The 26,484-nt window shown below is 70.3% G+C and carries 32 protein-coding genes; 13 read left to right on the plus strand and 19 right to left on the minus strand.

What is annotated here, in order from left to right:
* Positions 1-3: 3 nt before the first annotated feature.
* Together OHA17_RS41545 and OHA17_RS41550 are read right to left on the minus strand one after the other, a co-directional pair.
* Positions 4-168: a hypothetical protein gene (locus OHA17_RS41545; protein WP_331721527.1), complete on the minus strand. Its 165-nt coding sequence runs from the start codon at positions 166-168 to the stop codon at positions 4-6.
* Between the two features lie 63 nt (positions 169-231).
* Positions 232-2,919 carry an ATP/GTP-binding protein gene (locus OHA17_RS41550; protein WP_331721528.1) on the minus strand — a complete coding sequence of 896 codons (2,688 nt, stop codon included), beginning with the start codon at positions 2,917-2,919 and terminating at the stop codon, positions 232-234.
* A 152-nt stretch (positions 2,920-3,071) separates the two neighbouring features.
* Here OHA17_RS41550 and OHA17_RS41555 point away from each other — a divergent pair, with 152 nt between their 5' ends.
* Positions 3,072-3,317, plus strand: a complete 246-nt coding sequence (locus tag OHA17_RS41555) for a hypothetical protein (RefSeq protein ID WP_406510990.1) — start codon at positions 3,072-3,074, stop codon at positions 3,315-3,317.
* Here the strand turns inward: OHA17_RS41555 and OHA17_RS41560 are convergent.
* Positions 3,281-5,134, minus strand: a complete 1,854-nt coding sequence (locus OHA17_RS41560) for a zeta toxin family protein (RefSeq protein WP_331721530.1) — start codon at positions 5,132-5,134, stop codon at positions 3,281-3,283. The genes OHA17_RS41555 and OHA17_RS41560 overlap by 37 nt on opposite strands.
* Positions 5,135-5,428: 294 nt before the next feature.
* Here OHA17_RS41560 and OHA17_RS41565 point away from each other — a divergent pair, with 294 nt between their 5' ends.
* Together OHA17_RS41565 and OHA17_RS41570 are read left to right on the plus strand one after the other, a co-directional pair.
* Positions 5,429-5,845 (plus strand): DUF4357 domain-containing protein, encoded by a 417-nt coding sequence (locus OHA17_RS41565; protein WP_331721531.1) that lies wholly within the window; start codon positions 5,429-5,431, stop codon positions 5,843-5,845.
* Positions 5,846-5,943: 98 nt separating this feature from the next.
* The gene (locus OHA17_RS41570; protein ID WP_331721532.1) at positions 5,944-6,513 is read left to right on the plus strand and encodes a Uma2 family endonuclease; all 570 of its coding nucleotides are present in this window, start codon (positions 5,944-5,946) and stop codon (positions 6,511-6,513) included.
* A 138-nt stretch (positions 6,514-6,651) separates the two neighbouring features.
* On the opposite strand, the gene OHA17_RS41575 is transcribed toward OHA17_RS41570, so the two are convergent.
* Positions 6,652-7,422: a GntR family transcriptional regulator gene (locus tag OHA17_RS41575; RefSeq protein ID WP_331721533.1), complete on the minus strand. Its 771-nt coding sequence runs from the start codon at positions 7,420-7,422 to the stop codon at positions 6,652-6,654.
* Positions 7,423-7,596: 174 nt separating this feature from the next.
* Here OHA17_RS41575 and OHA17_RS41580 point away from each other — a divergent pair, with 174 nt between their 5' ends.
* From OHA17_RS41580 to OHA17_RS41590, 3 genes are all read left to right on the plus strand, one after another.
* Entirely contained in the window at positions 7,597-7,812 is a 216-nt protein-coding gene (locus OHA17_RS41580) for a hypothetical protein (RefSeq protein ID WP_331721534.1), read from the plus strand.
* Positions 7,809-8,222, plus strand: a complete 414-nt coding sequence (locus tag OHA17_RS41585) for a DUF6415 family natural product biosynthesis protein (protein ID WP_331721535.1) — start codon at positions 7,809-7,811, stop codon at positions 8,220-8,222. Before OHA17_RS41580 ends, OHA17_RS41585 begins: the two co-directional genes overlap by 4 nt.
* A gap of 281 nt (positions 8,223-8,503) precedes the next feature.
* A complete protein-coding gene (locus OHA17_RS41590) occupies positions 8,504-8,893 on the plus strand; it encodes a hypothetical protein (RefSeq protein WP_331721536.1) in 390 nt (129 codons plus the stop codon).
* Between the two features lie 76 nt (positions 8,894-8,969).
* On the opposite strand, the gene OHA17_RS41595 is transcribed toward OHA17_RS41590, so the two are convergent.
* The 4 genes from OHA17_RS41595 to OHA17_RS41610 form a co-directional block, all read right to left on the minus strand.
* Entirely contained in the window at positions 8,970-9,593 is a 624-nt protein-coding gene (locus tag OHA17_RS41595; protein WP_406510991.1) for a hypothetical protein, read from the minus strand.
* 111 nt (positions 9,594-9,704) lie between these two features.
* Positions 9,705-10,325, minus strand: coding sequence for a 2'-5' RNA ligase family protein (locus tag OHA17_RS41600; RefSeq protein ID WP_331721538.1), 621 nt, complete (start codon positions 10,323-10,325; stop codon positions 9,705-9,707).
* 14 nt (positions 10,326-10,339) lie between these two features.
* Positions 10,340-11,803 carry a helix-turn-helix transcriptional regulator gene (locus OHA17_RS41605; RefSeq protein ID WP_406510992.1) on the minus strand — a complete coding sequence of 488 codons (1,464 nt, stop codon included), beginning with the start codon at positions 11,801-11,803 and terminating at the stop codon, positions 10,340-10,342.
* A gap of 252 nt (positions 11,804-12,055) precedes the next feature.
* Positions 12,056-12,868: a GntR family transcriptional regulator gene (locus tag OHA17_RS41610; RefSeq protein WP_331721540.1), complete on the minus strand. Its 813-nt coding sequence runs from the start codon at positions 12,866-12,868 to the stop codon at positions 12,056-12,058.
* A gap of 93 nt (positions 12,869-12,961) precedes the next feature.
* On the opposite strand from OHA17_RS41610, the gene OHA17_RS41615 reads away from it, so the two are divergent.
* From OHA17_RS41615 to OHA17_RS41645, 7 genes are all read left to right on the plus strand, one after another.
* On the plus strand, positions 12,962-13,300 hold the full coding sequence (locus OHA17_RS41615; protein ID WP_331721541.1) for a hypothetical protein: 339 nt from the start codon (positions 12,962-12,964) through the stop codon (positions 13,298-13,300).
* A 121-nt stretch (positions 13,301-13,421) separates the two neighbouring features.
* A complete protein-coding gene (locus OHA17_RS41620; RefSeq protein WP_331721542.1) occupies positions 13,422-13,757 on the plus strand; it encodes a DUF6415 family natural product biosynthesis protein in 336 nt (111 codons plus the stop codon).
* 167 nt (positions 13,758-13,924) lie between these two features.
* Positions 13,925-14,062: a hypothetical protein gene (locus OHA17_RS41625; RefSeq protein ID WP_331721543.1), complete on the plus strand. Its 138-nt coding sequence runs from the start codon at positions 13,925-13,927 to the stop codon at positions 14,060-14,062.
* Positions 14,063-14,131: 69 nt separating this feature from the next.
* Entirely contained in the window at positions 14,132-15,406 is a 1,275-nt protein-coding gene (locus tag OHA17_RS41630) for a TfuA-like protein (protein ID WP_331721544.1), read from the plus strand.
* A complete protein-coding gene (locus tag OHA17_RS41635) occupies positions 15,396-16,538 on the plus strand; it encodes a YcaO-like family protein (protein WP_331721545.1) in 1,143 nt (380 codons plus the stop codon). The genes OHA17_RS41630 and OHA17_RS41635 overlap by 11 nt, the downstream gene beginning before the upstream one ends.
* Positions 16,535-17,320 (plus strand): class I SAM-dependent methyltransferase, encoded by a 786-nt coding sequence (locus OHA17_RS41640; protein ID WP_331721546.1) that lies wholly within the window; start codon positions 16,535-16,537, stop codon positions 17,318-17,320. The genes OHA17_RS41635 and OHA17_RS41640 overlap by 4 nt, the downstream gene beginning before the upstream one ends.
* Before the next feature lie 44 nt (positions 17,321-17,364).
* Entirely contained in the window at positions 17,365-18,372 is a 1,008-nt protein-coding gene (locus OHA17_RS41645) for an NAD(P)H-dependent glycerol-3-phosphate dehydrogenase (RefSeq protein ID WP_331721547.1), read from the plus strand.
* A 214-nt stretch (positions 18,373-18,586) separates the two neighbouring features.
* Here the strand turns inward: OHA17_RS41645 and OHA17_RS41650 are convergent, their stop codons facing one another.
* From OHA17_RS41650 to OHA17_RS41700, 11 genes are all read right to left on the minus strand, one after another.
* Entirely contained in the window at positions 18,587-19,318 is a 732-nt protein-coding gene (locus OHA17_RS41650) for a hypothetical protein (RefSeq protein WP_331721548.1), read from the minus strand.
* 256 nt (positions 19,319-19,574) lie between these two features.
* Entirely contained in the window at positions 19,575-20,195 is a 621-nt protein-coding gene (locus tag OHA17_RS41655; protein WP_331721549.1) for a hypothetical protein, read from the minus strand.
* A gap of 79 nt (positions 20,196-20,274) precedes the next feature.
* Positions 20,275-20,628 carry a hypothetical protein gene (locus OHA17_RS41660; protein WP_331721550.1) on the minus strand — a complete coding sequence of 118 codons (354 nt, stop codon included), beginning with the start codon at positions 20,626-20,628 and terminating at the stop codon, positions 20,275-20,277.
* A gap of 43 nt (positions 20,629-20,671) precedes the next feature.
* Complete coding sequence (locus tag OHA17_RS41665; protein ID WP_331721551.1) at positions 20,672-21,685, minus strand: phosphoadenosine phosphosulfate reductase; 1,014 nt, start codon at positions 21,683-21,685, stop codon at positions 20,672-20,674.
* A gap of 84 nt (positions 21,686-21,769) precedes the next feature.
* Positions 21,770-22,198, minus strand: a complete 429-nt coding sequence (locus OHA17_RS41670; RefSeq protein WP_406510993.1) for a DUF6248 family natural product biosynthesis protein — start codon at positions 22,196-22,198, stop codon at positions 21,770-21,772.
* Positions 22,195-22,860 (minus strand): hypothetical protein, encoded by a 666-nt coding sequence (locus tag OHA17_RS41675; RefSeq protein WP_406510994.1) that lies wholly within the window; start codon positions 22,858-22,860, stop codon positions 22,195-22,197. The genes OHA17_RS41670 and OHA17_RS41675 overlap by 4 nt, the downstream gene beginning before the upstream one ends.
* A 132-nt stretch (positions 22,861-22,992) precedes the next feature.
* Positions 22,993-24,222 carry a hypothetical protein gene (locus tag OHA17_RS41680; RefSeq protein ID WP_331721554.1) on the minus strand — a complete coding sequence of 410 codons (1,230 nt, stop codon included), beginning with the start codon at positions 24,220-24,222 and terminating at the stop codon, positions 22,993-22,995.
* Between the two features lie 75 nt (positions 24,223-24,297).
* Entirely contained in the window at positions 24,298-24,849 is a 552-nt protein-coding gene (locus tag OHA17_RS41685; RefSeq protein ID WP_331721555.1) for a single-stranded DNA-binding protein, read from the minus strand.
* 338 nt (positions 24,850-25,187) lie between these two features.
* Positions 25,188-25,487: a hypothetical protein gene (locus OHA17_RS41690; RefSeq protein WP_331721556.1), complete on the minus strand. Its 300-nt coding sequence runs from the start codon at positions 25,485-25,487 to the stop codon at positions 25,188-25,190.
* A gap of 84 nt (positions 25,488-25,571) precedes the next feature.
* A complete protein-coding gene (locus tag OHA17_RS41695) occupies positions 25,572-25,943 on the minus strand; it encodes a hypothetical protein (RefSeq protein WP_331721557.1) in 372 nt (123 codons plus the stop codon).
* A 233-nt stretch (positions 25,944-26,176) separates the two neighbouring features.
* Positions 26,177-26,431: a hypothetical protein gene (locus OHA17_RS41700; RefSeq protein ID WP_331721558.1), complete on the minus strand. Its 255-nt coding sequence runs from the start codon at positions 26,429-26,431 to the stop codon at positions 26,177-26,179.
* Between the last annotated feature and the right edge of the window lie 53 nt (positions 26,432-26,484).

The following is a 26,484-nucleotide window of genomic DNA, read 5'->3' on the forward strand; positions in this document are numbered from 1 at the left end:
CTTCTAGTCCGGGTGCGCGTCCACGAGGCGCTCCACGGCGTCTCGGGTCCAACAGGCGTCGATGCTGTGCAATGTCTGCGCGTGCCGGACAGCGGATATCGGGTTGGTGGCCCAACTGACGGTGGTCGAGGTGTTCATGCAGCGGATCATGTCAGTCGCCTCGGACATCGCCCGGCTCCCGCAGAGGTACTCGGCGCCACTCGTTGCCCCCGCGCATCGCGTGAGGGCCCGCTACGACGGCGCGTTCAAGTACGCGCGGCGGGCGGCGAGCAGCGCGTGCCACCGCTCGCGGACGGCGGGTTCGTCGTCGAGCCACCGGGTCTGGGAGCCGGGCTCGGGGAGCGGAAGACCGGCCATGAAGTGGGCGATGTCGGTGAAGAAGCCGAAGTCACCGCCGCCGGTGAGGTCATGGAGCCGGCCGATGGTGGCGGCCAGCTCGACTGCCGTGCCGCGGACCGCGTGGTGGAGGGCGAGGCCGAGCTCCAGGTACCGGGTGAGGTAGGGGAGTCCGGCGGTGGTGGCCTCGGCCTGCAGGGCGTGCGCCCGGTCGACGATGTCGCGGTCGGTTCCGGCGTCCTTGATCAGGGCGGCGATCTGGGCGAGGAGGGTGTTGGCGCGCTGGTCGAGGCCGTCGAGGAGCTGGTGGGCGAGAGCGAGTTCGTCGTCGGCCCGGACGGGGTCGCTGAAAGAGGTCGCGAGGGCGAGGCGGACCTGTGCCATGGCGCGCTCGCCCGCGGCGTCGTGCTGCTCGGCCTCGGCGCGTGCGGCTTCGAAGGCGGTGATTGCCTCGTCGATGTTGCCGTGTGGCCAATGGATGTCACCGAGGACACGATGGTGGCGGCCTTTCCAGCCCAGGGTGGGGACGGCGGCCAGGGCGGTGGGGAAGTCCCCGCCGATGCGGGCGAGGTTGGCCAGGCCCCGGCGGGCCTGGGGGGCGAACCGGCCGCCGGCGTCGGCGACTTCCTGCATCCCGGCACGGGCGTCGCCGGTGCGGTCGAGGTCCTTGTATGCCTTGGCGCGGTAGTACAGGGCCATCTCGGTGAGTTCGGCGGGCAACACGTGGGTGTCGAGGACCGCGGTGAGGCGGTCGATGGTCCGTGCTCGGTGCTCGCGCTGGCGGCGGGCGATCGTGGTGAGCAACTCGGCCAGGGCGTCGGCCGGGGTGTCCAGTCCCGGATCGTTTCCGTCCGGGCGGGGCGGAGCGAGGGGTTCCCAGACCGAGTCGCTGGTGTAGGCGAAGGCGGCGTCGGTGAGCCAGCCCAGGTCGGTCAGCCGGTGGTCGCGGGCCAGGCGCAGAGCCTGGCGCAGACACGCGACGAGGAGCATGCGGCTGGGGCCGAGGGATGCGGCGCCCCGCCATTGGTCGCCGAGTGCGGCCAGGGCGCGGGCGGCCGCCTGGTGCCATTCGGCCGGCGCCCAGCGGTCCTCGCTGTGGGTGTCGTCGTGGACGGCGGTGCGGATCGCGGCGTGCAGGTGGTGGGGCCACAGGGCGTATGGGTTGTGGGTGACGAGCGGCCGGTCGACCAGGCGCCGGGCGGGTGCCTGGTGGCTGAAGCCGGAAGCTTGGGTCGCGAGGTCGAGGTTGAAGGCGTCGAGCAGCGAGACGCTGCGCAGGACGTGCCGTTCCTCCGGGGTGAGGTCGGACAGCACCCGGGCCAGGAGGCCGGGAAAGGTGTGGTCGAAGTCGGCGGGGACGGGGGCGCGGCCGGTGCGCCGGATCTCCAGGAAGCGGCTGACGGCGAGGTCGAGGTGGAGCGGAAGTCCGTGGGACCGGGCGGTGATCACCGCCCGGATGTCGGCGCCGATGAGCGGCTGGCCGTCCTTGACCAGGCGGCGGGCGAGGTGGGCGTCGCAGTCCTCGGCGGACAGGTCCCCGATCAGATGCTGCCGGCCTCCCGGAACCGTGGTGCGGGCATGGGGCACCGGCGAGGGAGTCGGGGCATCGATGCCCGGCCAGGCGAAGGGGCCGGTCCAGTCGAGCTGGCCGTGCAGCGCGGGATCGCCCCACTGCAGCCGGTTGCGGCCGCTGATCACGAAGAGGGCGCTGGGCAGGAGCCAGACCAGCCGCTGCAGCAGGCGCTCCAGATCGCGGTGGCGGTCGGCGGTGTCCTCCCAGGTGTCCAGCAGGACGACCGGGACCACGCTCTTCTTCGCGGGCAGACGGCTGAGATCCCAGGCCATAAGGTGCGAATAATAGGAGAGGGCCTCCAGGTCGGGGGCGGCTTCCAGCAGGGCGGCGGTACGCGAGGCGCCGGCCAGGGCCACCGCGTGCTCGCGGCGCGCACGCAACGCCTTCACAAGGGCCGCGGTGACCTGCCCGGCCGCGGACCCCACCAGACCGGGCAGCTCCAGCGCGCCGGCGACCTCGCTCACCGCGGACTGCATCTGCTGGGGCAGCATGGCCGAGAACCTGCCCGCCAGGCCGCCGCGCCGTATGTACTCATCCAGCGGCTCGCCGGGATGGGTGTGCTCCCAGTACTGGCGCAACGCCACGTCGAACGAGGGCAACGCACGCCCGAGCGCCCCGGCGAGCGCGAGACGGATCGTCAGGATCACCCGCTCGAAGTCCGCGCCGGTCGACGCGGAACGGGCCAAGTCGATCCGGATCGGCAGCAGCCGGCGCGTCCAGGCAGGGGCGCCCCACTGGGGCGGGCGGCCTTCATCCGTGGTGAGTGCGGCGTCCAGCTTGCGCATCAGCGTGGACTTGCCGACACCTCCCACCCCGTGGAACACCACCAGGTTGGTGCGCGGCCGCTCCAGGTCCTCGACATCGAACGCCGGGTCGGCGAGGCGTTGCAGATGCTCCTCGATGGCGGCCGCCACGATCGCCCACTGGTGGCCGCGATTGGTGAACGCCTCGTCGGTGTCGAAGGACGCCGCGTCGTTGGAGCTGAACAGCGCGCGCAGGTCGTCGGCCACGGATTCCCCCAGAGATGATCATCAGCGGTATCAACCTATGTGCCCCCGCCCGGCGGCGCGGCTTCTTTCCGCAACGCGGCCCTGGAGGCCGCATCGTCTCGGCCAGGGACAATGACGCCTCATCACATCCCCGACGTACGAAGGACATCCCCTTGTCAAAGCACCTGAGTCCCGAGGAAGCCGAGCAGCTGATCGAGGTAGTGAGCACCTGGTACGCGGGACAGATCATGAAGGAACGGCGGGCTGACCGGCCCGACCCCGAGCGCCTCAAGACGCTGCAGGACAGGCTGGCGGCATGCGCCGCCGATCAGAAGGCCCTGAACGGCGCCGGCCCGCAGGAAGCGGACGAGATCGCGGCCCGCTACGCGGCCCGCGCCAAGGAGCTGGACGGCCAGTAGCCGAAGCGGCAGAGGGGCAGCCGCGCCGGGGGGACGGTGGAGGCCAGCGTGCGCGGCTGCAGATGGCCGGGCATCAAAGGCCAGGCCAGCGCCGCGATCTCGACCAGATCCGTCCGGTACTGCGGCAGCACGCTCTGAACGCCCCGCAGGGCGGCGAGGAACTGGGCGGCTTCAGCCGTCGTGTACGGGCGCTGCTGCTCAGCCTCCAGGACGTGCCCGCCCCGGGGCGGCTGGACCCAGGCCCCGTCCGGGGCGCGCTCGTTGCGGTACACCGCGGCCAGGTCCCTGCGGATGATCGAGATCGAAGCCACCGTGCCGGGATCGTGCTCGGCCGCGCGGACCACGTCGGCCACGATGCCGAACGTCGCGTCGTGCGCGGCGGACGCGGTGAACCGGGGGGCCACACCCAGGCGCGCCAGGCTGGCGCACCGGGTCGCGGTGCCCAGCCGACTGTCCGCCGCCCGCACCCCCAGCACCAGCAGCTCCACGCGGTAGCCCGCACGACGGGTGCGCCGCGCACTGTTGAGGAAGTGGCCGACGCTGTCCGGGGCAATCTCGATCAGCAGATCGCCCCGGCGCTCCCGTACATAGGCCTCGGCTCGCTCCTGCCATCCCCGGTAATCGGCCCTGATCCGGGCCGAGGCAGTGCGCGGCTGCTCGCGCAGGAGCTGCCCGTAGTCCGGGTGCATCGACTTGAAGAGGCCGCCCTCGATGCGAGTGGGCCTGCGCAGGCGCAGCGCGCGGCGCAGCACCCGGGCCGCGTAGGACTTGCCGGCGCCCTGCGCGCCCATCACATACAAGGCGACCGGCGCGTCCTGCGGGGTGATGTCGCTCAGGTAGTTCGGAACGATCAACTCATCGAAGATCCACGCGTGTTCGTCGGCGGACAGGCGGTGGTAGTCCACCCCGGGCGCCTCGCGCCGCGGCTGCGCGATACGCCGGACAGGTTCGGCGAGCGCGGCCGCGCGCTCCGCATTGCCCCGCACCGCCAGCGCCCAGTCCTGCGGCAGCCTCGGATCGTGGGCACGCCGGTCGGCGTCCGCGAGCTGCTGGCGGAACACGCCGGTCTGCGCCGCGTCCCAGGGACGAGCCCGTTCGGCGAGCAGCGCCTCACGCGCCCCCGCCGGGCGGATCCACTGTCCGCCGTGGCCGAGTTGATTGGTGTAGACGACCTCGGCGCCGCGCCGGACGACGACGACCCGGTCGGCCAGACGCTCGGCCTCGACGTCCGCGAGGACGGACGGCAGCGCCGCCGCGCAGGCATCGTGGTTCTCCCATGACACGTACCGGGGGCCCGGTCCCTCGTCGGCGAGCCGCAGATACCGGTCCAACAGCCCCAGCTGGCTGACCGCTTCGGGCACGGCCAGCGCCACGAACTCGATGGAATACCCGGCCTGGCGGTAGGCGGCCGCCGAGGCTCGCCATGCGGCCGGATCGGGAAGGGCCTCTTCCACCACCACGTCGTACCGGGCTGCCCGGGCGTGAGCTTCGACCTCTGCCTGCCACCGATAGGTCTCGGGCCGCACGCGCAACCCGGCTGTGCGCACATCCTCCGCCAGGAAGCCGGGGTAGTGCGGATGGACGTCCTTGTATGCGTCCCGGTCCACCCGCACCGCGCCCCCGCGCCGCGCCAGGCCCGCGCACACCAGATCCATCACCAAGCTCTTGCCGCTGCCGCCCTGCCCAGCGACGAACACGACCACCGGACGCTGCTGCCGGACCGCGCCCCGCGTCCACTCCGGCAGGATCCGGGTGCCAAGAATCTCCTGGTGCTCGTGCTCGGCAACCACCCTCGGTGCCGCTGCCTCGGCGCTCATCCCAGCCCCCAACCACTCGACATTTCTCGTTCTGTAAGCAGTTAAGGAGAACTTACATCACTCCGGCGGTATTCCCGACCGCACGCAGTGCCCTGCCTCACGGGCCACACGGCATTAGGCGAGGACCAGGTAGAGGGGGGGAGGTGCCGGAGGCGCATCCGGCAGGCAGTCGGACCAAGTCCACTGCTGTACCACTCGGGAGTGAAGCTGATGTAAGCTCTCGACATCTGTGGTTAGAAGCAGACCGCAGAGGACAGGGCCGGTCACCGACCCTCGCCGAACCGGGAGACGCGCATGCCCACACTCAGCATCCACTTCGATCCCGCCGTGCTCGCACACCTCGTCAAGGCCGGCGGAGACGACACCGTCCACGTCACGCTCTCCCTGGGCGGAGGAGACCGGAACGACTCCCCTGCGGCGCCCGTGATCCCGCACGGACCGCTCGCGGACCTCATGAAGGCGGGACTGCTCACCGAGGGCGCCATCCTCACGTTCCACCAGCGACGGGCAGGCCGCCAGGGCCGCGCTGTGGTCACGGGCGACGGCCAGCTCATCGTCGACGGCCAAGCCGCCGTGTTCCCCTCCCCGTCCAAGGCCGCCGAGGCCATCACCGGCAATGTCATCAACGGCTGGACCCTGTGGCACCTGCCGGACGGCCGCACCCTGGACGACCTGCGACGCGACCTGGCCCAGGGCCGCCACGGCGGCTGAACCGGACACCGCCACCCGGCGGACCGCGGAATTGCCCCAAGACATCAGCCGCCTGGCAGGCCACACTGGTCAATGCCACGCGATGAGGAGGTGGAAGGATGAGCGTTGCCAGCTTCACGCACCACAACGGGCCCTGGACCGTCGCCGACGTCCTGGCCCTGCCCGAAGACCGCACCGTGCGCTACGAACTGCTCGGGGAGTCACTCGTGATGTCCCCCGCGCCCGGCCTGCGCCACCAGAGGGCCAGCCGTCGCCTCGCGAACCTCCTGGAGGCCGCAGCCCATGCCGCCGGCGCGCCGGTCGAGGTCCTGGAAGCCGTCAACGTGACACTGCCCAGCGGTCTGGTAGTGCCGGACATCGTGGTCGCCGACAAAGACGCGACTGTCGAGGACGGCGTCAGTGTCGACGCCGAGGCCGTGCAGCTGGTGGTCGAGCTGGTCTCGCCCGGCAACAAGACCATGGACCGCAAATTCAAGCCGCTGCTGTACGCCGAGGCCGCGATCCCTCACTATTGGCGCCTGGAATTCGACCCGGCCCCCCGCCTGATCATCAGCGAACTGGACAGCGGCCGGTACACGGAAGCCACCATCGCGCTCCCCGGGACCGTGACCCGGACCGAGGCCCCGTTCCCCTTCGAGATTGACCCCGCCGGGCTCGCCCGGCAATAGCAACCGGCGGGCACTTCCACCGATCCCTGGGTGCGCCCGCCCAGTCGGCTGCGTGGGCACGGCACCGCGGGCCAGGAGCCGCTGACAGGGGTCCCCAGTTCCCGCAGGCCTCGAAGCGACGATGCCCGTCGAGCGGAACTACTCGGTGCGGGGCTGGACGCCGTACTCGTAGGCGACTTCCCATCGGACGTCAGGGACGACGATGTCGGCGGTTTCCACGGGGCGGCCGTCGGTGTCGTAGTAGGTGCGCTCGATGACCAGGACGAGGTCGCCGAGGCTGATGCCGAGCAGGTTGGCCTGCGTCTGCGTGGCACGGGCGGGCCGGGGAACTTCTACCGTTTCATCGACGGTGATCCCGATGGACTGCATCCGCTCGACCACCCCCTTGCCGGCCATCGGGCCCATCTCCGGCAGCAATACCGGCGTATCACCGGTGATCGCCATGGGCTCCCAGCTGACGGAGGTGTGCACGGGCCGGCCGTCGGCGAGGAACTCGTAGGCGGTGCGCACGCAGAGGTCCCCCGGGGCGATGCCGAGCCGCTGCGCGACCTCGTCCGGAGCAGGGGTACGGGCTTGTGAGTGGGCATCCCAACTGCCGTTGATGCCCAGCTCGGCCATGTCGGCCTCGAACGGGCTGACCCCACGCCGTTCCCGGTGGAGGGAGCGGACCAGGCGCCGCCGCTCGCGCGGCACCCGCACGTAGGTGCCGACGCCCGCCCGGCCCTCAAGAAGCCCTTCGATGATCAGCCGTTCCTGCGCCTTCTGAAGGACGTTGGGGCCGACTTTGTAGTGGGCGGCGAGCTGGGCGCGGGAGGGCAGCTTGTCGCCGACGGCCCATTCCCCGACGGCCAGCCTGCGGCGCAGATCGTCGGCGACCTTCTGATAGGGCGGCGGCTCGTCGGGGACCATGCGGGATCTCCGTACTGCTCGGAACGACGGTGGTGGGGCGGTTACTGGCATCCCGGTTGACAAGCTAATGCATTAGGAACAAACTAATGCATTAGCGCTACATTACGTGATCGACCGCGTGTGGGGGGACCTGTGAACTCGTCGGCGAGGACCGCGGCCACCGCGCTCGCTTCGATGCTGAAAGCCGAGCTCGGCGCGACCCCCCGCACCGACGAGACCCCCGACCTGATCCGCATAGAGGCCGACGTGCCCGACGGCCTGAGCGAGACAGCCCACACCAGGCTGCTCGCCACCCTCACCAACGCGGCCGTCCGCTTCGGACACGACCTGACCGGCGACACCAAGAAGTCGGTCTTATGGGTCGAGGTCGACCGGAGGAACGAACCGTGACCCTTCCCGGCTCTCCCGCAAAGACCCCGCAGCACGCCTGCATCACGGCTGGCCACGAGGGCGAGACACCGGTGCTGCTGGACGCCGTCGAGATCACCGCGACGATCGCCACCATCCTGGAACCCCGCTCCCGTGTGCCCTCCCGGGAGACGAGCACCCGCTGGCACGAGCGCCTGCGCGAGCATCTGAGCCTGCTGACCGCCACCATGGCCGAACGCATCGAGTCCGAGCCTCACGCGGGCACCCCGTACGCAGAACTCGCCACGCTCGCCCTCCTCTTCATCCGGGACAAAGCCGCGGCAGGTCTGCCCGGCGACCCCGAACTCGCCCACGGCGCGGTGTGCGACCTCGCCCGCCAGTGCCGCACACTCCTCGGCCTGGTTGCTGACGAACCGGCAGGCCTGCAGTGAGCGCATACGCAGAAGGGGCCAAGGCAGACACCAGCGCACCCGCCGTCGCTGAGCAGCGCGTCATCAGCAGCCACACCGCACATCAGGCACTCACCACCCACGCTGCGCGGCGAACCCGTAGCGGATCCACAGGTGCGCCGACCGACACTGACCGTCCGGCTCCGAGCAGGGTCATACCGCCTGGAATCCTCGATGGCGATTGCCCCGCGGGCCTCAAGGTTCTCGCCACGCCGGAACGGGCAGTCCTGAAACTCTTGGTCGTCGGCGGGACCGACAGCTCCATGGCCAAGGCACTCGGCGCGGGAGCTGACGAAGTGTCGTGGTGCGTCCGTAAGTTGATCAAGCGGGTGGGGCATCAGACCACGCGAGCCGGTCTTGTTGCGCTCGCGTTACGCCACCACCTGGTCGACCTGCCCGAACCCCCGCACCCCGGGCAGCTTCCGGACGATGTGATGGCGCTGCTGTGGTCGACGGCCGCAGGACGGACCTTCAAGACCTTCGCGAAGGAATTGGGTGTCTGGGAGGCGGAGCGGATCCGTGCCGACTTACGGGGCCGGCTCTGGGCCAACCTGCATCCCGAGCAACCGGCGACGGCATCGCTGACTCCCGGGCACACCGTGTACCTGACCTGGCCCGCCCTGGCAGTTGAAGCCGGATGGGGCCCGATCTGACGGGCAGCACGATGCAGCCCGCTCACCACGGGACTGGCACTCGCCGCGATCAAAATCCTTGCCACAAGATGGGCTCTTACGGCAGGCCGACCAGGCCCCAGCCGCGGCGGGCGGTCTCGGTGACCACGTCGCCCCATTCATGGAGGAGGGTGGTGAACTCCTCGAAGGTGTTGGGGCGTCCGGCCCAGCCCTCGCATTCCGCGGTGAACGGCCTGCGCAGTTGCTCGAGGCGTGGCGCCGCCCGTTCCCAGGCGCGGGCCTTGCCGGGTGCTGCTTCGGGCGGGCAGACGAGGAGGAGACGGGGCCGCCGGGGGTCGGTGGCGGGCGGGAAGAAGCCCCCGGCGCCGGTCAGGGCGGGGTCGTTGGCCGGGTCCTCGTTCCAGATCAGGCCGCTCAGGAAGCGGTCCATTGTCTCGCGCAGGGGGATGTCGACGAGCGTCCGCATGTCGTCCCAGCCGTCGCCTGCGCGGGACTGCGGTTCGTAGGAGCCGTTGGTGCAGAAGAAGCGGTACTCGGCGCACCACGCCGGATCCTGTCCCGAGGGCCACACCCAGCCCTCGGCCAACCCGAGTGCGCTGTAGTCGTCGTAGCCGAGACCTGTCGGCCAGATCGCCTCGTCCAGTGCCCGGATGCGGTCCTCGACGGGGATCTCGCGCAGCCGCCCCCAGTCGGCCATGCACAGCGTGAGGTCCAGTCCCATGGCGGCAGCATAGGCAGGGGCGGTACCCCCGTTGAGACTGCCCTCCACGATCCTCGCCTCCTGCGCGAGACGTGCGCGCAGCAGGTGGCAGGCGTCGTGCTCCGCTTCCGGTCAGCCGAGGGGCGCCGTTGTGAGGGGCTCCCATTCGTACATGCGGTGGTCGCGGTGGATGATGATCAGTTCGGCCTGCGTGATCCGGCCGTGGGCCGGCGTGACGGCGGCGCCGTCGAGGGCGGTGGTGAACGGTGCGGCCGGGCCGGTGCTGTTGCTGTAGCCGAGGGAGACGTGGGGCTTGAAGCCCTCGGCGCGTTCGGGGACTTCGGGCAGGACGTCGCCGATCGCCGCGCGGATGGCGTCGCGGACGGCCCGGACGGGCCCGTCGGGCTGGACCGGCACCAGGATGGCTTCCGGGTCGACGACCGGCGCGTGCAGCGTGAAGTCGAAGGCGGGTACGTCGGCGAGCCGGGCCTTGGCGGCCGCGGCGATGTCGAGCGCGACCTGTTCGTCGACCTCGCCGACGAATCCGATGCCCTGCATGGTGAGGTGGAGCCAGCGGTCCGGGACGAGGTCGAGGCCGCCGACCGGTTCGAGCACGGTGCGGTAGGCGGCGGCGAAGCGGTGGACGGCCTCTTGGCCGTCGAAGGTGAGGTGCCAGGTGTAGAAGCGGCGGCCCACGTCCCAACCGGGACGCCAGTACCAGTGATCCCGCATGCGCTCGGGTGCTGTCGTCATAACCCGGAATCCAATCAGTGCGGACCAGTGTCTGACGAGAGGGCCAGCTGCCGCGGCGCTGAGTCGTGGCACCAGTCGGACAGGACCCGGCGGGCCGCCAGGGTGGCCGAACCGGTCGCCACGCGGCCGACGGCCATGAGTTGGGCCAGGTCCTGCATCCGTTGGGTGATCGGGTCCAGGCGCTGCTCGGGCGGCATGGCGAGTACAGGGGAGAGGGCCGCCATGATTCCTTCCGGCTGGCCGCTGCCCAGCAGGGCGATGGCGCGGGTGATGTGCACCTGGGCTTCGGTGCCGTAGGCGTGGACCGGCTGAGCACGGAGGTGTTCCAGCGCGGCATCTGCCTCGGTGAGCGCATCGGCGAAACTGCCGATGCGCAGGTGCGCTCCAGCTGCGTAATTCTCTTGCCGGGCGGCAGGGCAGGAGAAAATGCCGCCGATGTCGTCCGGCCCGTCAACGTCCTCTCGGGCCAGGGCGGCTCGGTGCAGCGCGGCCTGTGTCTCGTCGGCGGCCCCGAGCTTGGACCAGGCGTCGGCCTCCTGGCAGGCGAGCAGGGCGCCCACGGTTCCGCGGGGGTGATAGGCGGCGCCGCGGCGGGCGTGCTGGATGGCCTCACGCAGCCGGCCGTCCCAGAACGCCACCTTGCTTCGTGTGGAGGCCACCCAGGCCCGCAGCTCGGCATGACCGGACATCTCGGCGCACAGCCAGGCTGTACGCCCTTGCGTGTCCGCCGCCCGAAGGTTGCCCAAGTCGCTGGAGATCCAGGCGAGGAGCCCGCACAGATAGCCGGCCGACACGTAAAGGTCGACCGACTGCTGCGGCGGCTGGTGCCCTTCGACCAGTGCGAACACCCGGTCCCGCAGCCGACGGGCACGGCCGAACAGTTCGACGGCATCGCCAGTGAGGTACTCGCCCGCCAGACTCCGTACGTCCGCGAGGATCTGCTCCAAGGCGATTTCCCCGACGTTGGTGGACTCCACCCATTGCGCCCATGCCGCGGATTCCGTCGCAGCCACGAGGACGTCGTTCCGGTGATCTGGCACCACCTCGATCGGGACGGGGCGTTGCGCTGCTTCTGCCGGCGGCGGACCGGTCTGATGTCGCAGCACCCGCAGATCGCTTTCGGGCAGTGCCCGATAGTCGTCGACGTCGAGGATGTCCTCAACGGGGCAGCCGAATACGGCTGCCAGTGCCACCAGGGCGGAGAGGCTGGGTCGGCGGGTGCTGGGCCCGGGCCACTTCTCCCACTTGCTGATCAGCGATGCGTCCGCAGCCAGGGCGTGGCCGGGCAGGTCACTGATGCGGTCTGCGGTTTCCTGCAAGGTCCAGCCGTGAGCGTGGCGCCACGCTTCACGTGGCCGCATGCGAAACCGAACTCGCATCTCCACGGCGATCTCAGAGAGTGCACACCCGGCTGTGGCCAGCTCATGGCGCAGGGCATCCCGATCGCTTTTGCTGCCCGGCCGGGGACGTGTCGTCATCTCTCGCTCCTGCTCATGCGCGAAGGGACGACTTCACCGTAGCCATCGCGGGACCCCATCGGGAGCCTGCCCACTGCTCGCGCGAGACACGATCCACCCAAGAATCCGCCTCAGAAATCCGGTTCGCGCAGGCAGTCATGCTGCGGCGGCGCCAAAAAAGTTGGACACCGCCGACCGTGACGTCAAAAGCCCGAATTGAAACGGTTGAGGCACCCACTCGACGCAGGACCGGGAGCTCTCGTGAACACCAGCTCAAGCACTTCCGTCTTCGGCGAGGTCGATGACGAAGTCGACGATGGTGGTGTCGCCGCGGCGCACGATGGGGTGGCCCACTTCGACGACGCGTCCGGTGTCGGCGATGTGGCGGCGGGTGTAGCGCAGGACGGGGACTCCGGCCCCTATCCGCAAGGTCGCGGCTTCGGCTTCGTCCGGCATCCCCGAGGTGAACGACTCGGTGATGCGGGAGACGGTGATGCCGAGGCTGGCCATCTGGGCCCGGGTGCCGCCGGGCCAGGGCTCGTTGATCGGGTCGGCGACGGGCGTTCCGGCGACGTCGGCCCAGCGGACGTAGGACGTGGACATCTGGGTGGGCTGGTCGTTGTCGTAGAACACGAAGTGCCGGGCGAGGAGCCGTTCACCGATTTCGCACTCGAAGAGGGCGGCGAGCTCGGCGCCGGCCTGGACCTTCTCGAAGCGCTTGTCGAGCCGGTACTCCGACCACGCGATGCCCTGATCACGCGTGTACGGCGTGGACTTGGCGCTGGGCGTGGTGCGGTAGCGGTCGGCGGCCATCCGGTGGATCGGGGGCCGCGGACGGACCCGGGTACCGGCGCGGGCCCGCGTCTCGATGAGCCCCTCGTTGCGGAGCAGCCCGAGCGCGTTGCGGATGGTGGTTTCCGAGACGCGGTAGTGCTCGCACAGCGCGGGCAGGGTCGGGATCTGGTCGCCGGACCGGAACTCGCCGGAGCTGATACGGCGCCGCAGGTCATCGGCGATCCGCAGGTACTCGGGCTGTGCCACTGCCACACCACCGTTCAGGATGATCGCGTCAATCTGTGTACACATACTCTCCCCTTCCCCTTGACCTGCGCCAACTGCCGCGACAATCTGAGTACAGATAAGGTTTATCCGTACTCAGAAAGTTCCTGGGGGACGGTCATGCCCGAATCGGGGCACACCTGGCGCAAGGCCTTCAAAGGGATTCCCGAGGAGGCCCGGAACGTTCGCGTGTGGACGGCTGGTCGCCTGGGGCACCCCGATGCCCCGCTCATCGCGAACGAGTTGTTCGCGGCCGTCCTCGGCGCCCGGCCGGACAGCATCGAGATGACGCTGTCGACCGCCGGGACCCGGATCCGTATCGCCGCACACGGCTTCGTGCCGCTGTCGTTCCTGCAGATCCACGGGCCGGGCGTGATCCTCATCGGCCAGTTGGCCAACGCCTCTGGCGTCTCCGAGGACGACCAGACCTTATGGGCCCTGTTCGGAGAGGAGTCCTGATGCCCCAGAGCACGGAAGCGACACCCACCGATGCCGGCGCCGCGAGCGCGAAGGACACCAACGAGCCCGTGGGTTGTCCGGCCCAACTTGCCCACGGCTCTGAGGGCTTCGGAGGCCGGAAGTGAGTGACCAGATGCCGAACACCGCCACACGCATCGACATGTGCCGCGATATCGAGATCGCGATGGCCCTCGCGGTGGCCTGCCCCACCGGCGCCGTGGCCACTGCGGTCCGGGGCCGTCTGCGCGGCTACATCATCGGTCTCGTCGAGCCCGCCGAGATCTACGTGCACGCACTCAAGGCTGAGACCAGGGACCGGGACATCGCCGAGGGCACCCTGCGGCACGCCCAGAAGCTGCTCCGTGAATCAGGCGGTGATCCGGCCGCCCGGCTCCGGCTGCTGGCCAAAGGCGTCGATCACCTGATGCGGTACGCCGCCGAGGCCAGGCGGCCCTGAGACCGGCACCGGGCCCGAGGAGCAAGGCTCCGCCCCTGGCCCGGCGCCCTGGTGCCGTCCCTTCACGTCCCCCGAGAGGGGACGGCACCGACCCCCGACCCGCCCAGGGGAGGGGCGCGGAACGGGCAACGGCCCGCGCCGCACGCAGAGATGACAAGGAGAAGCTCGTGGACCTGTCGAAGTCTGAACTCGCCGCCCAGGCCGAGCCCGTCGTGATGGAGACGCCGGGCGGTATCGCCGCGATCACCGTGCCGTCCAGCGTCGTCCGCATCGAGGACGTCGAGCAGGAAGGCGGCGTCGCCTAACCCCGTGAAACCCGCGGTGCCGGAACCGCTTTCGGTTCCGGCACCGCGGCCTCGCCTGTGGAGGTGCACATGATTCACGTCTACGTAGGGCCGACCCTGCACCACGGGGAACCGCTGCTCGCCGTCCCCCGGGTCCGCGTGCTGCCGCCGATGCGCCACGGTGACCTGTTCGACCCCGCGGTCCGCACCGGGGACACGGTGGTCCTCATCGACGGGATGTACCACCAGGTCGCGGCGGTGCGGCACAAGGAGCTCCTGGCCGTGATGGACCGGGGCGTCCGCGTCATCGGTGCCGCCTCGATCGGCGCGCTGCGCGCCGCCGAGCTGAGTGCGTACGGGATGACCGGGGTCGGCGCGGTCTTCCGCGCCTATCTGGGCGGCGACCTCGACGGTGATGACGAGGTCGCGGTCGGGCAGCAAACGGACGGCAGCTGGCGGTCGTTGACCTGGCCGCTGGTCAACCTCCGCCGCGTCCTGGCCGTCGCCGAACACGACGGGATCGTGGCACCGCACGTCGCGGCGGGGCTGCTGGCCGCGGTCCGGGAGGTGTACTACCCGCACCGGACCCTGCCCGCCGTCCTGGCGGTCTCCCGCCGCAATGACGCCGAAGCGTTCGCTGCCTGGTTCCAGAAGCGGCTCTCGGCCGATCCGCATTTCGGCGACGTCAAGCGGGCCGACGCCCTCGAAGCCCTGCTGCTCGCGCTGGCCACCACCTACGCGCCGCAGACCGCTCCGGCGACAGTGCGGTACTGGGACACCGGGTACTACCGTCGCTGGGTCAATCATGCCGCCACTGATTGCGTGGCCGGTGTGCCGATGGTGACGGCCCGGCGCGTGGCCTACCAGCAGCTCTTCGATCCCGGCTTCCGCGCCGTCTGGCGTACCTGGCTCGGCAACCTCTCCGAACATCCCAGCGACGGAACACCCGGAATGCCGCTGACCGCCCGCGTGGAGAGGCTGACCAAGCCGCACGGCCGCCAGATCCCCCCACACGCACTCTTCCGGCCCGTCCCCGACCTGAGCGACCCGGACACCGTGGCCCGCCTGCTGGCCCACGAGACCGCCGCCGACCGGACGGCCATCACCCGATACGCGGCCTGCAACGACACGGCCCGCCGGACACAGCCCGGCTTCTGCCCCGAAGCGCTCGACGACCGGGCGACCGCCCGCGCCCTCCAGCGCCTGTGGCACTGCCCTGGCCCCCAGGACCTGGAAGACGAGGCCACGGCCCGCGGCTTTCACTCCAGCACCCACGCGGCCGGTGAACTCAAGCACTTCATGACGGGACTCCTCCACGACCAGGAGCAGCACCTGTCCAACCAGGAGTTGACCGATGCCCAGTGAACCCATCTATCTCGACGGGACGGTCCGCGCCCGGGTGCCCCACGAAACGTGGGCCGCTCTCGTCCCGCTGCTGCCCCGCTACGGCATCACCCGGGTGGCCCGGCTGACCGGCCTCGACTATGTGGGCATGCCGGTGTGGACGGCGATCCGCCCCACGTCGCAGACCCTGACGGCAACCCAGGGCAAGGGCGCCAGCGACGACCTGGCCAAGATCTCCGCCGTCATGGAAGGCATCGAGCTGTGGCACGCCGAACAGCCGCTGCGCACCGTGCGGCGGGCCCCGGCCGCCGATCTCGACCTGCCCTATCCCCTAGCCGCCCTGCCGTTCAAAGCGATGGCACCCGGAGCGGAGGAGCTGCAGCTGGACTGGGTCGCCGGCACCGGAGTCCTGAGCAGGCGCCATGTCTTGGTGCCGCTCGGCCTGGTCCAGCGCGCGGCGGCGCGCCCCATGTGGGAACCGGACCTGTTCCACACCAGCAGTACCGGACTGGCCTGCGGCAACGACCGGGACGAGGCGCTGCTGCACGCCATGTACGAAGTCATCGAACGCGATGCCCTGTTCACCGACCAGCTGGCCTCGGGCGCGGGCCGGACCCTGATCGATCCCGCGACCGTCACCGACCCGTACTGCCGACGCCTGCTGCTGCAACTAATGGGCGCCGGGGTCGCGATGGAGCTGGTATCCGTGGACAACGGCTACGACATCCCGGTCTGCCTGGCCTACCTCTGGTCCGAGGACTACCCGGTCACCTTCGCCGGAACCGGCTGCCACAGCGAACCCCACATCGCGCTCTCCCGCGCCATCACCGAAGCCGCCCAGTCCCGACTGACGTGCATCGCTGGCACCCGCGACGATCTCCCCTCCCACGAGGCGGCATTCGACGCCGCACTCTCCGCCCGGCCGCATATCTCCCCGGGCCCGTACGTGCCGTGGAGCATCGTGGCCAACGGACGGACAGGCTGGCACGCGACCCTCGCCGAGCAGGCCATGGCCATCGCCGGACGCATCCAGAAGGTGACCGGCTACGAACCGATCTGCCTGGACCTGTCCGACCCGGCCGAGCCCCTCTACGCGCTGAAGGTCATCTGCCCTGCCGCTAGGTCACGGATCACCAGGTCGGTACCCCGATGACCACCGCGCAGCATGAACAGCAGCTCCGCGACGGCTACGACGCCTTCCACCGCGCCCGCGCCCGCAGCACCTGCGTGGCACGCCTGTACGCCGAAGCCATGGGCGACGCTTACCCCGTCGAAGTCGCCCCGCACAGCTCCTGCGACTGGCCCCTCCTGGGCACCCTGGCCGGACAACTGCGCCTCAACCCTGGCGAACTGCTGGTCGACGCCGGGTGCGGCACCGGAGGCGTGGGCCTCTGGCTCGCCCGCTCCCTGTCCGCCAGCCTGCTCGGGATTGACATCTCACCGGTCGCTGTCGACCTCGCCACCGCCCGCCGCGCGGCGTTCGTAGCCCCGGAGCGAGCCACCTTCCGCGTCGCCACGCTGACTGTGACCGGTCTGCCCGACGCCCAAGCCCACGGACTCGTCTGCATAGACGCCCTCGGCAACGCCCCAGACCGCACCGCGGCCCTGCGCGAACTCCACCGCATCCTGCGCCCCGGCGGCCGCGCCGTCATCACCCGCGCCGTACGCCGCACCCTCCACCCCTTGGTGCTCGATCAGGAAGAGGCTGCGGGCTTCAGCGTCGAGCAGGTTGGCGAGCGGCCCGGGGAACCCGCCATGTGGGCACGCTTGTACCGCCTGTGGATCGCTCACGAAGCCGAACTGCGTCGCGAACTGGGCAGTAACCAGGCGCAGAACATGCTCACCGAAGCGAACCGCATGCTCCCCCTCCTCGCCGGGCGTCGCTCACTCGTCGTGACCCTGCGCCGCCCACCCGACCCGACCGCGCCCCAATAGGCTCCAACACTCAGTTCCGACGTAGAAGTAGAAGAGGAACCTCGATGAAGATCGCCATTCTGTCGGCCGGGTCGTGGGGGACGGCCTTCGCGGCGGTCCTGGCCGACGCCGCCGGCAACGACGTGATGCTGCACGCCCGCCGCGACGAGATCGCCGACGCCATCAACAACGGCCACGAGAATCCCGCTTACCTGCCCGGGATCGCGCTGCCCTCGACGCTGCGCGCCACCACCGATCCCGCCAAGGCTCTTGCCGGGGCCGACTTCATGGTGGTGTCGATCCCGGCCCAGTCGCTGCGCGCCAACCTCACCCAGTGGGCGCCGCTGATCGAGCCCCAAACCGTGGTGGTGAGCCTGATGAAGGGCATCGAGACCCACAGCGGCCTGCGCATGTCCGAGGTCATCACCGAGGTGACCCGGGTGCCGGCGGAGCGGGTGGCTGTCGTGTCCGGCCCGAACCTGGCCCGCGAGATCGCCGAGAAGCAGCCCGCCGCCTCCGTCATCGCCAGCACCGACGAAACGGTGGCGAAGACCCTGCAACAGGCATGTATGACGCCGTACTTCCGCCCCTACACCAACACGGACGTCATCGGCTGCGAACTCGGCGGCGCCATCAAGAACGTCATCGCGCTCGCCGTCGGCCTCGCCGGCGGCATGGGACTGGGCGACAACGCCACCGCCCTCCTCATGACCCGCGGCCTCGCCGAAACCGCACGCCTCGGCACCATCCTCGGCGCCGACCCCCTCACCTTCTCCGGCCTCGCCGGCGTCGGCGACCTCATCACCACCTGCTCCTCGCGGCTCTCTCGTAATCGCACCTTCGGTGAACACCTCGGTCAGGGTATGACCGTGGATGAGGCGACCGTGGCCACGAAGCAGACGGCGGAGGGCGTGAAGTCGTCCGCGGCGCTGCTGGCCCTCGCGCACCGCTACGGGGTGGAGATGCCCATCACCGAGGTCGTCGTCGATGTCATCAAGGGGCGTATCAACGTCACGCAGGCAGCCGACCGGCTGCTGGCCCGGGCACCCAAGCCTGAACGCTACGACTCCTGAGCTGCTGGTAGGCAGGAGTCCCGACGCGGCGGGTCAGGCTATCGGCCAGGGTTTGGCGGGCGGACAGGTAGGCGGAGTTGGGCTCGCAGCGGCCGGTCCGCGGCGGCGTGTGCCGCCGCGGGGGAGGAGTTGGCGACTCCTCCATGCCGGCCACCGGACGGTGTTCTGGCCCGCCTGGGCATCAACAACCCTGACCAGACACCGTGTCTGCACGTCACCCTTCGGGGGACGAAGTCCTTCTGGTTCTGTTCGATCGCTCTGCGGCTTGGTCGAGGATACGACGCCGGGTCCAGGCGGGGCGGCTCCCGCGTGCGGCGGGCAGAGTGCCGTCCGTTTCCCTGAGGCGGGGCAGAAGGCCTTGCGACAAGGAACTGCTGAAGCTGTTGGTGTTCTTGTAGCCGAGCAGCGCGGCCGCGGCGGGCGCCGCCAGGAGCTCGTCGGGGTCACCGTCGGGGGAGACCTCAGGCAACACTTCCTCGCGGGCGAGGTCATGCCGGTTCCCTTTACCGCGGCGGGTGGCCGTCCACCCGGTGACGGTCGAGCGCCGCCATTTCTTGCGGGTCCAGGGGCGTTCGGGCGTGCCGAGCTCTTCGACGACGTCGGGCTCGGGAAAGTAGCCCGGGTTGTTGCGCAGATAGTTGGTGATCTGGTTGGCGTTCTTATAGCCGAGAACCTTGGCGACCTGGGTCGCGTTCAGGAGTTCGTCCGGGTCGCCGGCGATCGCTGCGCCGGCCTCCTGCAGGCGGGGCTTTTCCTTTGCCGCGAACCAGTCGCTGACCGCGCCGTGCTCCCACTGGCGTGCCCGGCCCTTGCTGCCGACGGCTTCCGGGAAGCCTGTGGTGCTCCGGTTGTTGTACCAGAGGGTGACGGTTCCGGTGCTCACGCCGAACTCTTCGCCGATCTCCGCGGTGCCCACGAGGCGGGCGCGATCGGGAGAGGAGGGCATGGCGGAGTCCGTCCCACAGACGTCGGCGGGGGCGGTTCCCGCGCCTTCTTCTTTCCATAATGGCAGAAGATGGCGGGGTGGGTCCAGCGGGCGCCGGCAGTTTTCCCTCGGTGCGGTGCGCCCCCAGGCCTCGAGGAACTCACCCGGTCCCTCGGACTTCGGCCACAAGGATCTTGGGGGACCTGTCCGGACGCGCGGCTGTGGACGTCGTTCGTGACGTCCACAACTCACATGTTGATGGTCTGGTGCACTCGTCTCAGGAGCGGAAGCCGATCACGCCGAAGCCTGGCTTTGCCGCTGCGTGGCGCATCCAGCCGAGGCATTGCGTGACGGCTTCGACGACTTCCGGGTCCAGGGGCGGTGCCTGGCCCGAAGCGTCGATCGCCTGCTTGGCGCCTTCGAACTGTGCGAGAGCGCTGGTGATTTGGTCGGGTGGCCATTCGCCGCAGCCCGGTGTGAAGGCGTACGGCAGAGGTTTGGGCAAGTCGCTGTAGCTGAAGCTTGCGACCGACACGGCCGTGACACCCAGTGCCTTGAGGCCCTGGTCGACCACGGACAGCCAGTCACCCCGGTGCGGGGTGAAGGAGTTGTTGTCCAGAAACGATCCGGTCAGCTCGCACAGCCGCTCGTACGCGTAGCCGTACTGGAACGCGACCTCCCGGTCCTCGCTGAAAGGCCCGCCATAGACAACGGCCTGCAATGCCTCGTACGCCGTCGGGGCTCCAGACTCAATCGCGTCGCTGAAGTACTCGTCGTCGCGGGCTAGGTCGTCTCCGAAGCTGTTGCGGATCACCTCCAGCAGCTGCTCATCGCGCGAGCCGACCAGGGCACGTGTGGCGGCTACATCGAGGAGGTAGACGCTCAGGGAGGAACTCATGGGATGAACCTACGGGAGGCCTCTGACACTGCCCTCGCCCGAGGGGCGCTGACGACAGCTCCAGCCGGCCGGCGCAACGCTACCGGGCTTCCTCCTCGGGCAATAGGCTCACGCCGTGCTGAGCGGCGTGCCGCGCTATCGCGTCGTAGGCGAGGGCGGTGGGGGTGTTCTCCCAGCGTACGAAAGCAAGTGCGCAGAGCGCGTCCTGGCGGGTGGCGTCATCGGGCAGAAGGAGCTGCAATGTGCGGCACTGTTCGAGGAGTGCGCGGTCGGGCAGGGTCTGGTACTCGGCGGTGACGGCGGCGCGGGTCTCGGCGAGGCCCTGGTGGTAGAGGGAGTGCCCGTCGCGGAGCAGCCGGAGCAGTTCGTCGCGATCGGTCGTCGTATGCGCGAGAGCGACGAGGTCCATGAGGTGTTCGATGGGGTAGGTCATCGGTTCCGATTCTCCCGTGCGGTGAAGGGGGTTGGCCGGGCGGTCAGGCGCGGGCTTGGCAACCGTCGCAGAGCGTTCGTCCGGTTGGGTGTGCGGCGAGGTCGACGGGCTTGCGGGGTGGTTGCGCAAGCTGGGTTCGGACTTGGGTTTCGAGGGCGGTGAAGTCATCTCCGTCGTCGGGGCAGATGATGCCGGGTTCGGGCGTGCCGCAGGTGGTCGCGTGGCGGATCAGGTCGGTGATGCTCCAGTCGGAGCGGAGGCGGTCGCCGCGGGCGGTTTCGACTTCTGCGTACAGGGCGGCGAGCCGGGGCCGGCGGGCGACGGCGAGCAGCAGATCGCGCAGCCCCGCGAACGAGCACAGACTGCACGAGCACCTTGAGGTGCCCGCGAAGTCGCCGGCGCCGGGCACCGAGTCGTACGTCCAGTGCCTCAGATCGGGATGGTCCTGGCTCCACTCGCGGACGGCGGGGCGCGGCCAGTCGAGGGCGGGCAGCCATTCGTCGACGATCCGGGCGCTGTTGGCCTGCACGGTGCGGAACGCCGTCATGGCGGCTCGTCGGCGGCTTTCGTCACGGCGGTGGCCCTGGACCTTCAGGATCCGTACCGGCCGGCCGAGTTCGCGCGACGTCGCGGTGACGTAGGGGGTCCAGGCCATGCTGACGACGGACTCCTTGGCGGCCTTCGTGCAGAATTTGCTGCCCATGCGGGGGAAGCGGCCGTAGGCGGCGATCTCGGTGAGCAGCGAGTGCGGCATCCGCGTTCCGTCGGGGCCGGGCAGCGTCCGGGTCACCTGGGTGTGCCGGCCGGCGGGCAGGCCGAAGGCGGCGCTCTGCAGTGCCGCGAGCTCGGCGACGCCCGGCCACACCGTGCCCTGGTAGGTCACAGGGGGCCAGTCGAGCGGGCCGAGGCAGGCATGAAAGCTGCGGACGCGATCGACGACGCCCGCGGGCTGCGCGGCGTCCATGAGCAGCGACATGGTCAGGGCGCTGTCGTTGCCGCCGGACAGCTGGGGAGCGATCAGGTCGTAGGCGGTGAGATCACACGGCTCGTGGAGCATTGCTTCTTCCTCCAAGGGGCAGGGGCAGGGGCAGGGGCGGTGGCGGGCGCCCGCTGGGGGCGGTGACAGTGCGGGGCCTGGCGATCAGAACAGGGCGGTCTGCCCGGGCTGTTCGCCGGTGTTGCGGTCGCCGGTCGGGACCCCGGCCCGGCCAGGGCCTGCCCCGGCGGGCGGTGTTGCTCGGCTGCCTGTCGGTACCCGTCCGCCGGGCTTTTCGGCGGTGGGCGTGGGGTGGGTACAGCGGCAGAGCCAGCGGCAGGGGCGTTGGCCGGGGGCGTAGCAGATGACCGCGACGACGAACCCTGCGCTGTCGGTGATGGTGCCGGCGTCCGTGTCGGTGCGGGGGCCGGTGGCGCTGATGCACCGGTCGTGGCGGCCTGCGGCGCAGGAGGTGCACGTGCCGCGTTCGCACGAGCACCATCGGTGGAATCCGTGCGGGTAGGCATCCTCGATGCGGCGAAGTCCTTTGGTCCAGGCATGGGCCCGGACCCAGGCGCCCTCCTCGCTGCTCATCGGCGGGGCGGTGAGGGAGGGGACGGGGTCGAGGATCCCCATGATCGATGCGCCGATGTGGCGCAGCCGGGTGGCCATGTGTGGTCTCCGAACAGGGTTGGGGTGGTGTGGAGTTCGTTCATCCAGGCCAGGAGTCGGGGGAGGTTGGTGGTGGGTCCGAAGGCGAGGTAGGTGCCGTCGCAGCTGGTGCAGCCGAAGGCCTGCGCAATGCGCAGCCGGCGGCGTGAGTTGACGCGCCCCATGTGGACGGCGAGCCCGTGCTCCCCGGCCTCGACGGCCAGGCGCTGGGCGGCGGGCCCGGTCTTCCACGGGGTGGACCCGGCGAGGAACAGCACGTCGAACTGGCCCCATGGGATGAGCCCGTGTTCGCTTCCGTCCTGGGCGGCGAAGGCGGCGGGGAGTCCCAGTGAGCGGATCGGTTCCAGCCAGGGCAGCGACTCAGCCAGGGTGGCCTCGGCGTTCATCGGTACGTCGGGGGCCACGGCCCACAGGCAGCGGGTACGGCCGTACCGGTCAGCCGTCGACTGCAGCCAGGAGAACCACGCCGCCGGTCCGGGCCAGCCTTTGCCGAACTTCCCGTTGTCGCAGGCATACAGCGCGCGGTCGGGGATCACGTTGCCCTGGGCCGGGGTCGTCATGCAGGCGAGCAGGCCGGCCCGCATCGCTGCCCGGACCTCAGGCCCGGAGGGAGTCGCGAGGTACAGCACGGCACGGGCCCGCGGCGTGAGCAACGGCTGGGGAAACGGGGCGCATGGGGACGCTCCTTCCAGGGGCGGTGGGCGGTGGGCGTGGGTTCAGGTGAGGGAGAGCTGGGCGGCGCTACCGGAGAGCAGGGCGTTCCACTCCCGCTCGAAGCCGGTGTCCTGTTTGTCGATGACGCGGGCGGGGGCGGTGGTGAAGAGGTCCTCGGCCATGGGCCAGGCGGTGCCGCGGGGGCGGGTCCAGGCGCGGGCGCGCCCGTACGCGGGGTCGTGCTCGACCTCGACACCATGGCGCTGGGAGATCGAGACCAGACGTCGGGCCAGTTGGTGCGGGCGGCCGAGGTCGATGCGCTCGGTGGAGCGCATCACCGGGCGGCGTCTGCCCTCGTCGGACAGCAGGAACAGGCGGCGCACCCGGTAGAGGGCCCAGGGCATGTCGAGTTCGCGCTCGAAGGCGTCGAGGCAGGCCCGGTCGCGGGGCTGGGCCGGGTCGAGGAGTCCCAGCAGGGATTTGCGGCCGTAGAGCTTGGCGTTGGGGTTGAGGCTCATCGCCGTGTACTCCAGGCGCAGCACCTCGCCCGCGAGGTCCGGGTGGGTGCGCATGCGCTCCAGGTGCGCGGGCAGGGCGCCCATCGAGGCCGGGAAACAGCAGAACGTGCAGTACGACTTGGGCCAGAGGACCCCGAACCGCTCCATCAGGTAGGCCTCGCACTGCTGCCGGTCCCAGCCCCAGTCGATGAGCGGGAACTCCCCGGTTCGCCCGGGCATCTTGGAGGCGACCTGGTCGCCGAAGCGGCGGCCTTCCTCGTCTGCGTTGAAGCCCATGATCTGGCGGAAGGGGCGGCCGTTGAAGAGCTGCCCCAGCCACCAGTCGCCGACGTCGCCCTTGGCCCACAGGCTGCACTTGCGGGTGCCGGCCTGCTGGGGAACGGTGCCCACGGATTCCAGGTCGTCCCACAGAGTCCAGGGCCCGCGCGCGAACAGCTGATCGGGGTGGCGGGAGTCGTCCAGGACGGTGAAACCGTCCGCGCGCAGGTGGCCGTTGCGGGCGAGCTGGACGAACCGCACCCTGTGCTTGCGCAGCAGGGGCAGCATGAACTTCTCGACCAGGAGGCGGGTTTCGGGCCACTCGCTGCCGGTGGCCATGTAGAGGACGACGGTGCGCTCGAGGTTGATGCCGTGCGCGGCGGGGTTGGTGAGCATCCGTGCGACGTAGGCGGTGGAGTCGCAGCCAAGTCCCCAGCTGATGACGGTGTCGATGTCGGCGTCGCAGGGCGCGGCGCCGAATAGCGGCAGCTGCGGGCAGGCAGAGGTGCGGGGCATGGCGAACGCCTCCGGGGGACGAGTCGAAGGGGAAGGGCCCCGCGCGGCAGCCGGCGTGCGGCTGGGCGCTGAGGGTCAGCGGGTCCTGGCGGCCGTGGGGGGCGGGGAGTCGGCGCCGGGGGAGGTGAATCCGGGCCAGCCCTGGGAGCGTTCGGCCTCCCACCAGCGCGGCCGGGAGTCCGTTCGCGCACGGCGGGCAGGTGCGGCGGCGGGCTGCGGTGCGGGGCGCGCGGCCGGGACGGCGGCCGGTTGCGGTGCGCTGATGGGGGCGGCGGCCTGGGGGCTGGGCAGGCTCTGCTCGGTGTAGGCGATGCGCTGGCGCAGGCTGATGCCGAGCTCGTCGACGCTGAACCACACGGTGTTGTCGCGGACTTCGGTGATGCGGCCGTGGACGAGGACGGTGACTCCGTCGGTCAGCGATTCCGCGGCGTTGCGAGCCAGGTCCCGCCACACGGTGCAGATGTAGGCGACGGGCTTCCCGTCGCGCCAGGCCCTGGCACGGGCATCCCATTCGCGGGGGCGGACGGTGAGCCGGAAACGGGCGATGACAGTGCCCGTCTCGGTGATGCGGCATTCGACGTCGCCGGTCACGGTGCCGGTGACGGGGGTGACGAGATCAGATGGCATGAAAAACCTCCTCTATTTTCAATAATAGTTGAAGATAGAGGAGGGTCAACCCCCATGCCGCCGGGAGATACGGGGCGCGTGCCCGTGCCGTCGGTGCGTGGAGCCCCACGGCGGCGGCAGACGCTCACGCTCACACGCGGCTGTATGGGTCCCAGGTGTCGGTGCCGGGCACCTGACGACAGGCCGGCCCCGGAAGAAGGACTTCCAGGAGGGCGGCACGCGCCGGACAGCAGGGCGACGAGAGCCCGGGCAGCGGGCAGTTGTCGGCCCGTGAGTCCACACCCGTCCGGTTGAGGTGAGGGCGACCGGGCGGAGGCAGAACGGGCAACCGATTGCGCTCATGATGTGGTAGGGGCGGTGCGGCGGACCGGCTTGAAGCGGCGGGAGAGGCCGCGCAGTCGGCGCTTGGTGTCGTTTCCGCCGCCGTTCTGCCACCAGCGCCAGGCGAAGAACCCGGTGAAGGCCGCATCGGTGATCGCGGGGAACTGGGCGTCCCGGTGAATGTCTCGAATGACCAGGAGAAGAAAGGCCACGGTGAGCAGGGCGTAGAAGGGGCGTGCGGTGATCCGCCCGGACAGTGCGCCGGTGAGGGCGCACAGAGACAGGGCGAATGCGACGACAGAGATTGCGGTGTCCATGGGCCTGGTCCTTCCTAGGGGTGACGCATGGGAGCGGTCGGGTGTGGGGGCGGCAGAGTGCTGCCGCCCCCACGCGAACTTGGCTTAGGCGTCGAGCAGTTCGATGCATCCGGCGGGGATTCCCTTGCCGGGGATGCGGAAGCGTGCGGTGTCGTCGGGGACGGTGAAGGTGGTGCGGGGGTCGCGGCGCATGGCGTTGGTGGAGTCTTCGTCGAGGAGGAAGTGCCAGCGGGTGGCGCCCCGGTTGGGTTCCTGGACGGTGCCGGTCAGTCCGGCGAGGAAGGCGGGCCGGATGTCAGTGATCCTGGCGCGGCGGCCGGAGGAGATGACGGGCCGGGCTTCGCGGTCCAGGGTGAGGAGCTGCTGGGCACAGGCTTCCTGGACGGCCGCGATGTCGGCACGGCCGGGCAGCTTGCGGATGTAGGCGCAGACGTTGGCGAGCGTGGTGTCAGGCATGGTGATCTCCCAGGTGAGTGAAGGGGCGAAGGGGCGGGCCGGGACGGGGCTGAGGGCGTCGCGGGCCTGTGGGCGGAACCGTCAGGGTCCGGTGACGGCCAGCGGGCGGGGTGAACGGTCCAGGGGCGGGGTGTGCCGGACGGTGCCGGGGATGTCGGCAGGGCCGGGGCTGGCGAAGGCGCGTGCGGGGCGGGCTCAATCTCCGTGGCCTGCAAGAGCTTTGGAGCTGGGGGTCAGTCCCAGTTCTCGGGGGCGGGCCGGTAAAGACGTTCGAACTCGGCGGTCTCTTCGGGGGTGGCCCGGCGCCAGTGGGCGGTGATGTCGTTGAGGCTCAGCGCGAACGAGGTGGGCTGGTACTCGCGGTACCCGTCGGTGCAGGTGTAGGAGACGCCGTGTTGATCGGCGTGGGCGAGCCGTACGGTCACGGTCCCGGTGCACGGGATGCTCCAGGAGACGCAGGTTCCGGTGTGCTCGGGCGTGATCTTCACGCTGGCCGTCCCTTCTGGGCTGGCCGGGGCGGCACGGCGGTGCGCGCCGCCCC

The organism is Streptomyces sp. NBC_00212 (assembly GCF_045206365.1).
Taxonomy (GTDB): domain Bacteria; phylum Actinomycetota; class Actinomycetes; order Streptomycetales; family Streptomycetaceae; genus Streptomyces.

Excerpts from the sequence above, each read along its gene's own strand:
- OHA17_RS41545 (WP_331721527.1), bottom strand. The coding sequence starts at position 168 with ATGTCCGAGGCGACTGACATGATCCGCTGCATGAACACCTCGACCACC.
- OHA17_RS41560 (WP_331721530.1), bottom strand. The coding sequence starts at position 5,134 with ATGAGCGCCGAGGCAGCGGCACCGAGGGTGGTTGCCGAGCACGAGCAC.
- OHA17_RS41565 (WP_331721531.1), top strand. The coding sequence starts at position 5,429 with ATGCCCACACTCAGCATCCACTTCGATCCCGCCGTGCTCGCACACCTC.
- OHA17_RS41570 (WP_331721532.1), top strand. The coding sequence starts at position 5,944 with ATGAGCGTTGCCAGCTTCACGCACCACAACGGGCCCTGGACCGTCGCC.
- OHA17_RS41575 (WP_331721533.1), bottom strand. The coding sequence starts at position 7,422 with ATGGTCCCCGACGAGCCGCCGCCCTATCAGAAGGTCGCCGACGATCTG.
- OHA17_RS41580 (WP_331721534.1), top strand. The coding sequence starts at position 7,597 with ATGCTGAAAGCCGAGCTCGGCGCGACCCCCCGCACCGACGAGACCCCC.
- OHA17_RS41590 (WP_331721536.1), top strand. The coding sequence starts at position 8,504 with ATGGCCAAGGCACTCGGCGCGGGAGCTGACGAAGTGTCGTGGTGCGTC.
- OHA17_RS41595 (WP_406510991.1), bottom strand. The coding sequence starts at position 9,593 with ATGGGACTGGACCTCACGCTGTGCATGGCCGACTGGGGGCGGCTGCGC.
- OHA17_RS41600 (WP_331721538.1), bottom strand. The coding sequence starts at position 10,325 with ATGACGACAGCACCCGAGCGCATGCGGGATCACTGGTACTGGCGTCCC.
- OHA17_RS41605 (WP_406510992.1), bottom strand. The coding sequence starts at position 11,803 with ATGACGACACGTCCCCGGCCGGGCAGCAAAAGCGATCGGGATGCCCTG.
- OHA17_RS41610 (WP_331721540.1), bottom strand. The coding sequence starts at position 12,868 with ATGTGTACACAGATTGACGCGATCATCCTGAACGGTGGTGTGGCAGTG.
- OHA17_RS41615 (WP_331721541.1), top strand. The coding sequence starts at position 12,962 with ATGCCCGAATCGGGGCACACCTGGCGCAAGGCCTTCAAAGGGATTCCC.
- OHA17_RS41630 (WP_331721544.1), top strand. The coding sequence starts at position 14,132 with ATGATTCACGTCTACGTAGGGCCGACCCTGCACCACGGGGAACCGCTG.
- OHA17_RS41635 (WP_331721545.1), top strand. The coding sequence starts at position 15,396 with ATGCCCAGTGAACCCATCTATCTCGACGGGACGGTCCGCGCCCGGGTG.
- OHA17_RS41640 (WP_331721546.1), top strand. The coding sequence starts at position 16,535 with ATGACCACCGCGCAGCATGAACAGCAGCTCCGCGACGGCTACGACGCC.
- OHA17_RS41645 (WP_331721547.1), top strand. The coding sequence starts at position 17,365 with ATGAAGATCGCCATTCTGTCGGCCGGGTCGTGGGGGACGGCCTTCGCG.
- OHA17_RS41650 (WP_331721548.1), bottom strand. The coding sequence starts at position 19,318 with ATGCCCTCCTCTCCCGATCGCGCCCGCCTCGTGGGCACCGCGGAGATC.
- OHA17_RS41655 (WP_331721549.1), bottom strand. The coding sequence starts at position 20,195 with ATGAGTTCCTCCCTGAGCGTCTACCTCCTCGATGTAGCCGCCACACGT.
- OHA17_RS41660 (WP_331721550.1), bottom strand. The coding sequence starts at position 20,628 with ATGACCTACCCCATCGAACACCTCATGGACCTCGTCGCTCTCGCGCAT.
- OHA17_RS41665 (WP_331721551.1), bottom strand. The coding sequence starts at position 21,685 with ATGCTCCACGAGCCGTGTGATCTCACCGCCTACGACCTGATCGCTCCC.
- OHA17_RS41670 (WP_406510993.1), bottom strand. The coding sequence starts at position 22,198 with ATGAGCAGCGAGGAGGGCGCCTGGGTCCGGGCCCATGCCTGGACCAAA.
- OHA17_RS41675 (WP_406510994.1), bottom strand. The coding sequence starts at position 22,860 with ATGCGGGCCGGCCTGCTCGCCTGCATGACGACCCCGGCCCAGGGCAAC.
- OHA17_RS41680 (WP_331721554.1), bottom strand. The coding sequence starts at position 24,222 with ATGCCCCGCACCTCTGCCTGCCCGCAGCTGCCGCTATTCGGCGCCGCG.
- OHA17_RS41685 (WP_331721555.1), bottom strand. The coding sequence starts at position 24,849 with ATGCCATCTGATCTCGTCACCCCCGTCACCGGCACCGTGACCGGCGAC.
- OHA17_RS41690 (WP_331721556.1), bottom strand. The coding sequence starts at position 25,487 with ATGGACACCGCAATCTCTGTCGTCGCATTCGCCCTGTCTCTGTGCGCC.
- OHA17_RS41695 (WP_331721557.1), bottom strand. The coding sequence starts at position 25,943 with ATGCCTGACACCACGCTCGCCAACGTCTGCGCCTACATCCGCAAGCTG.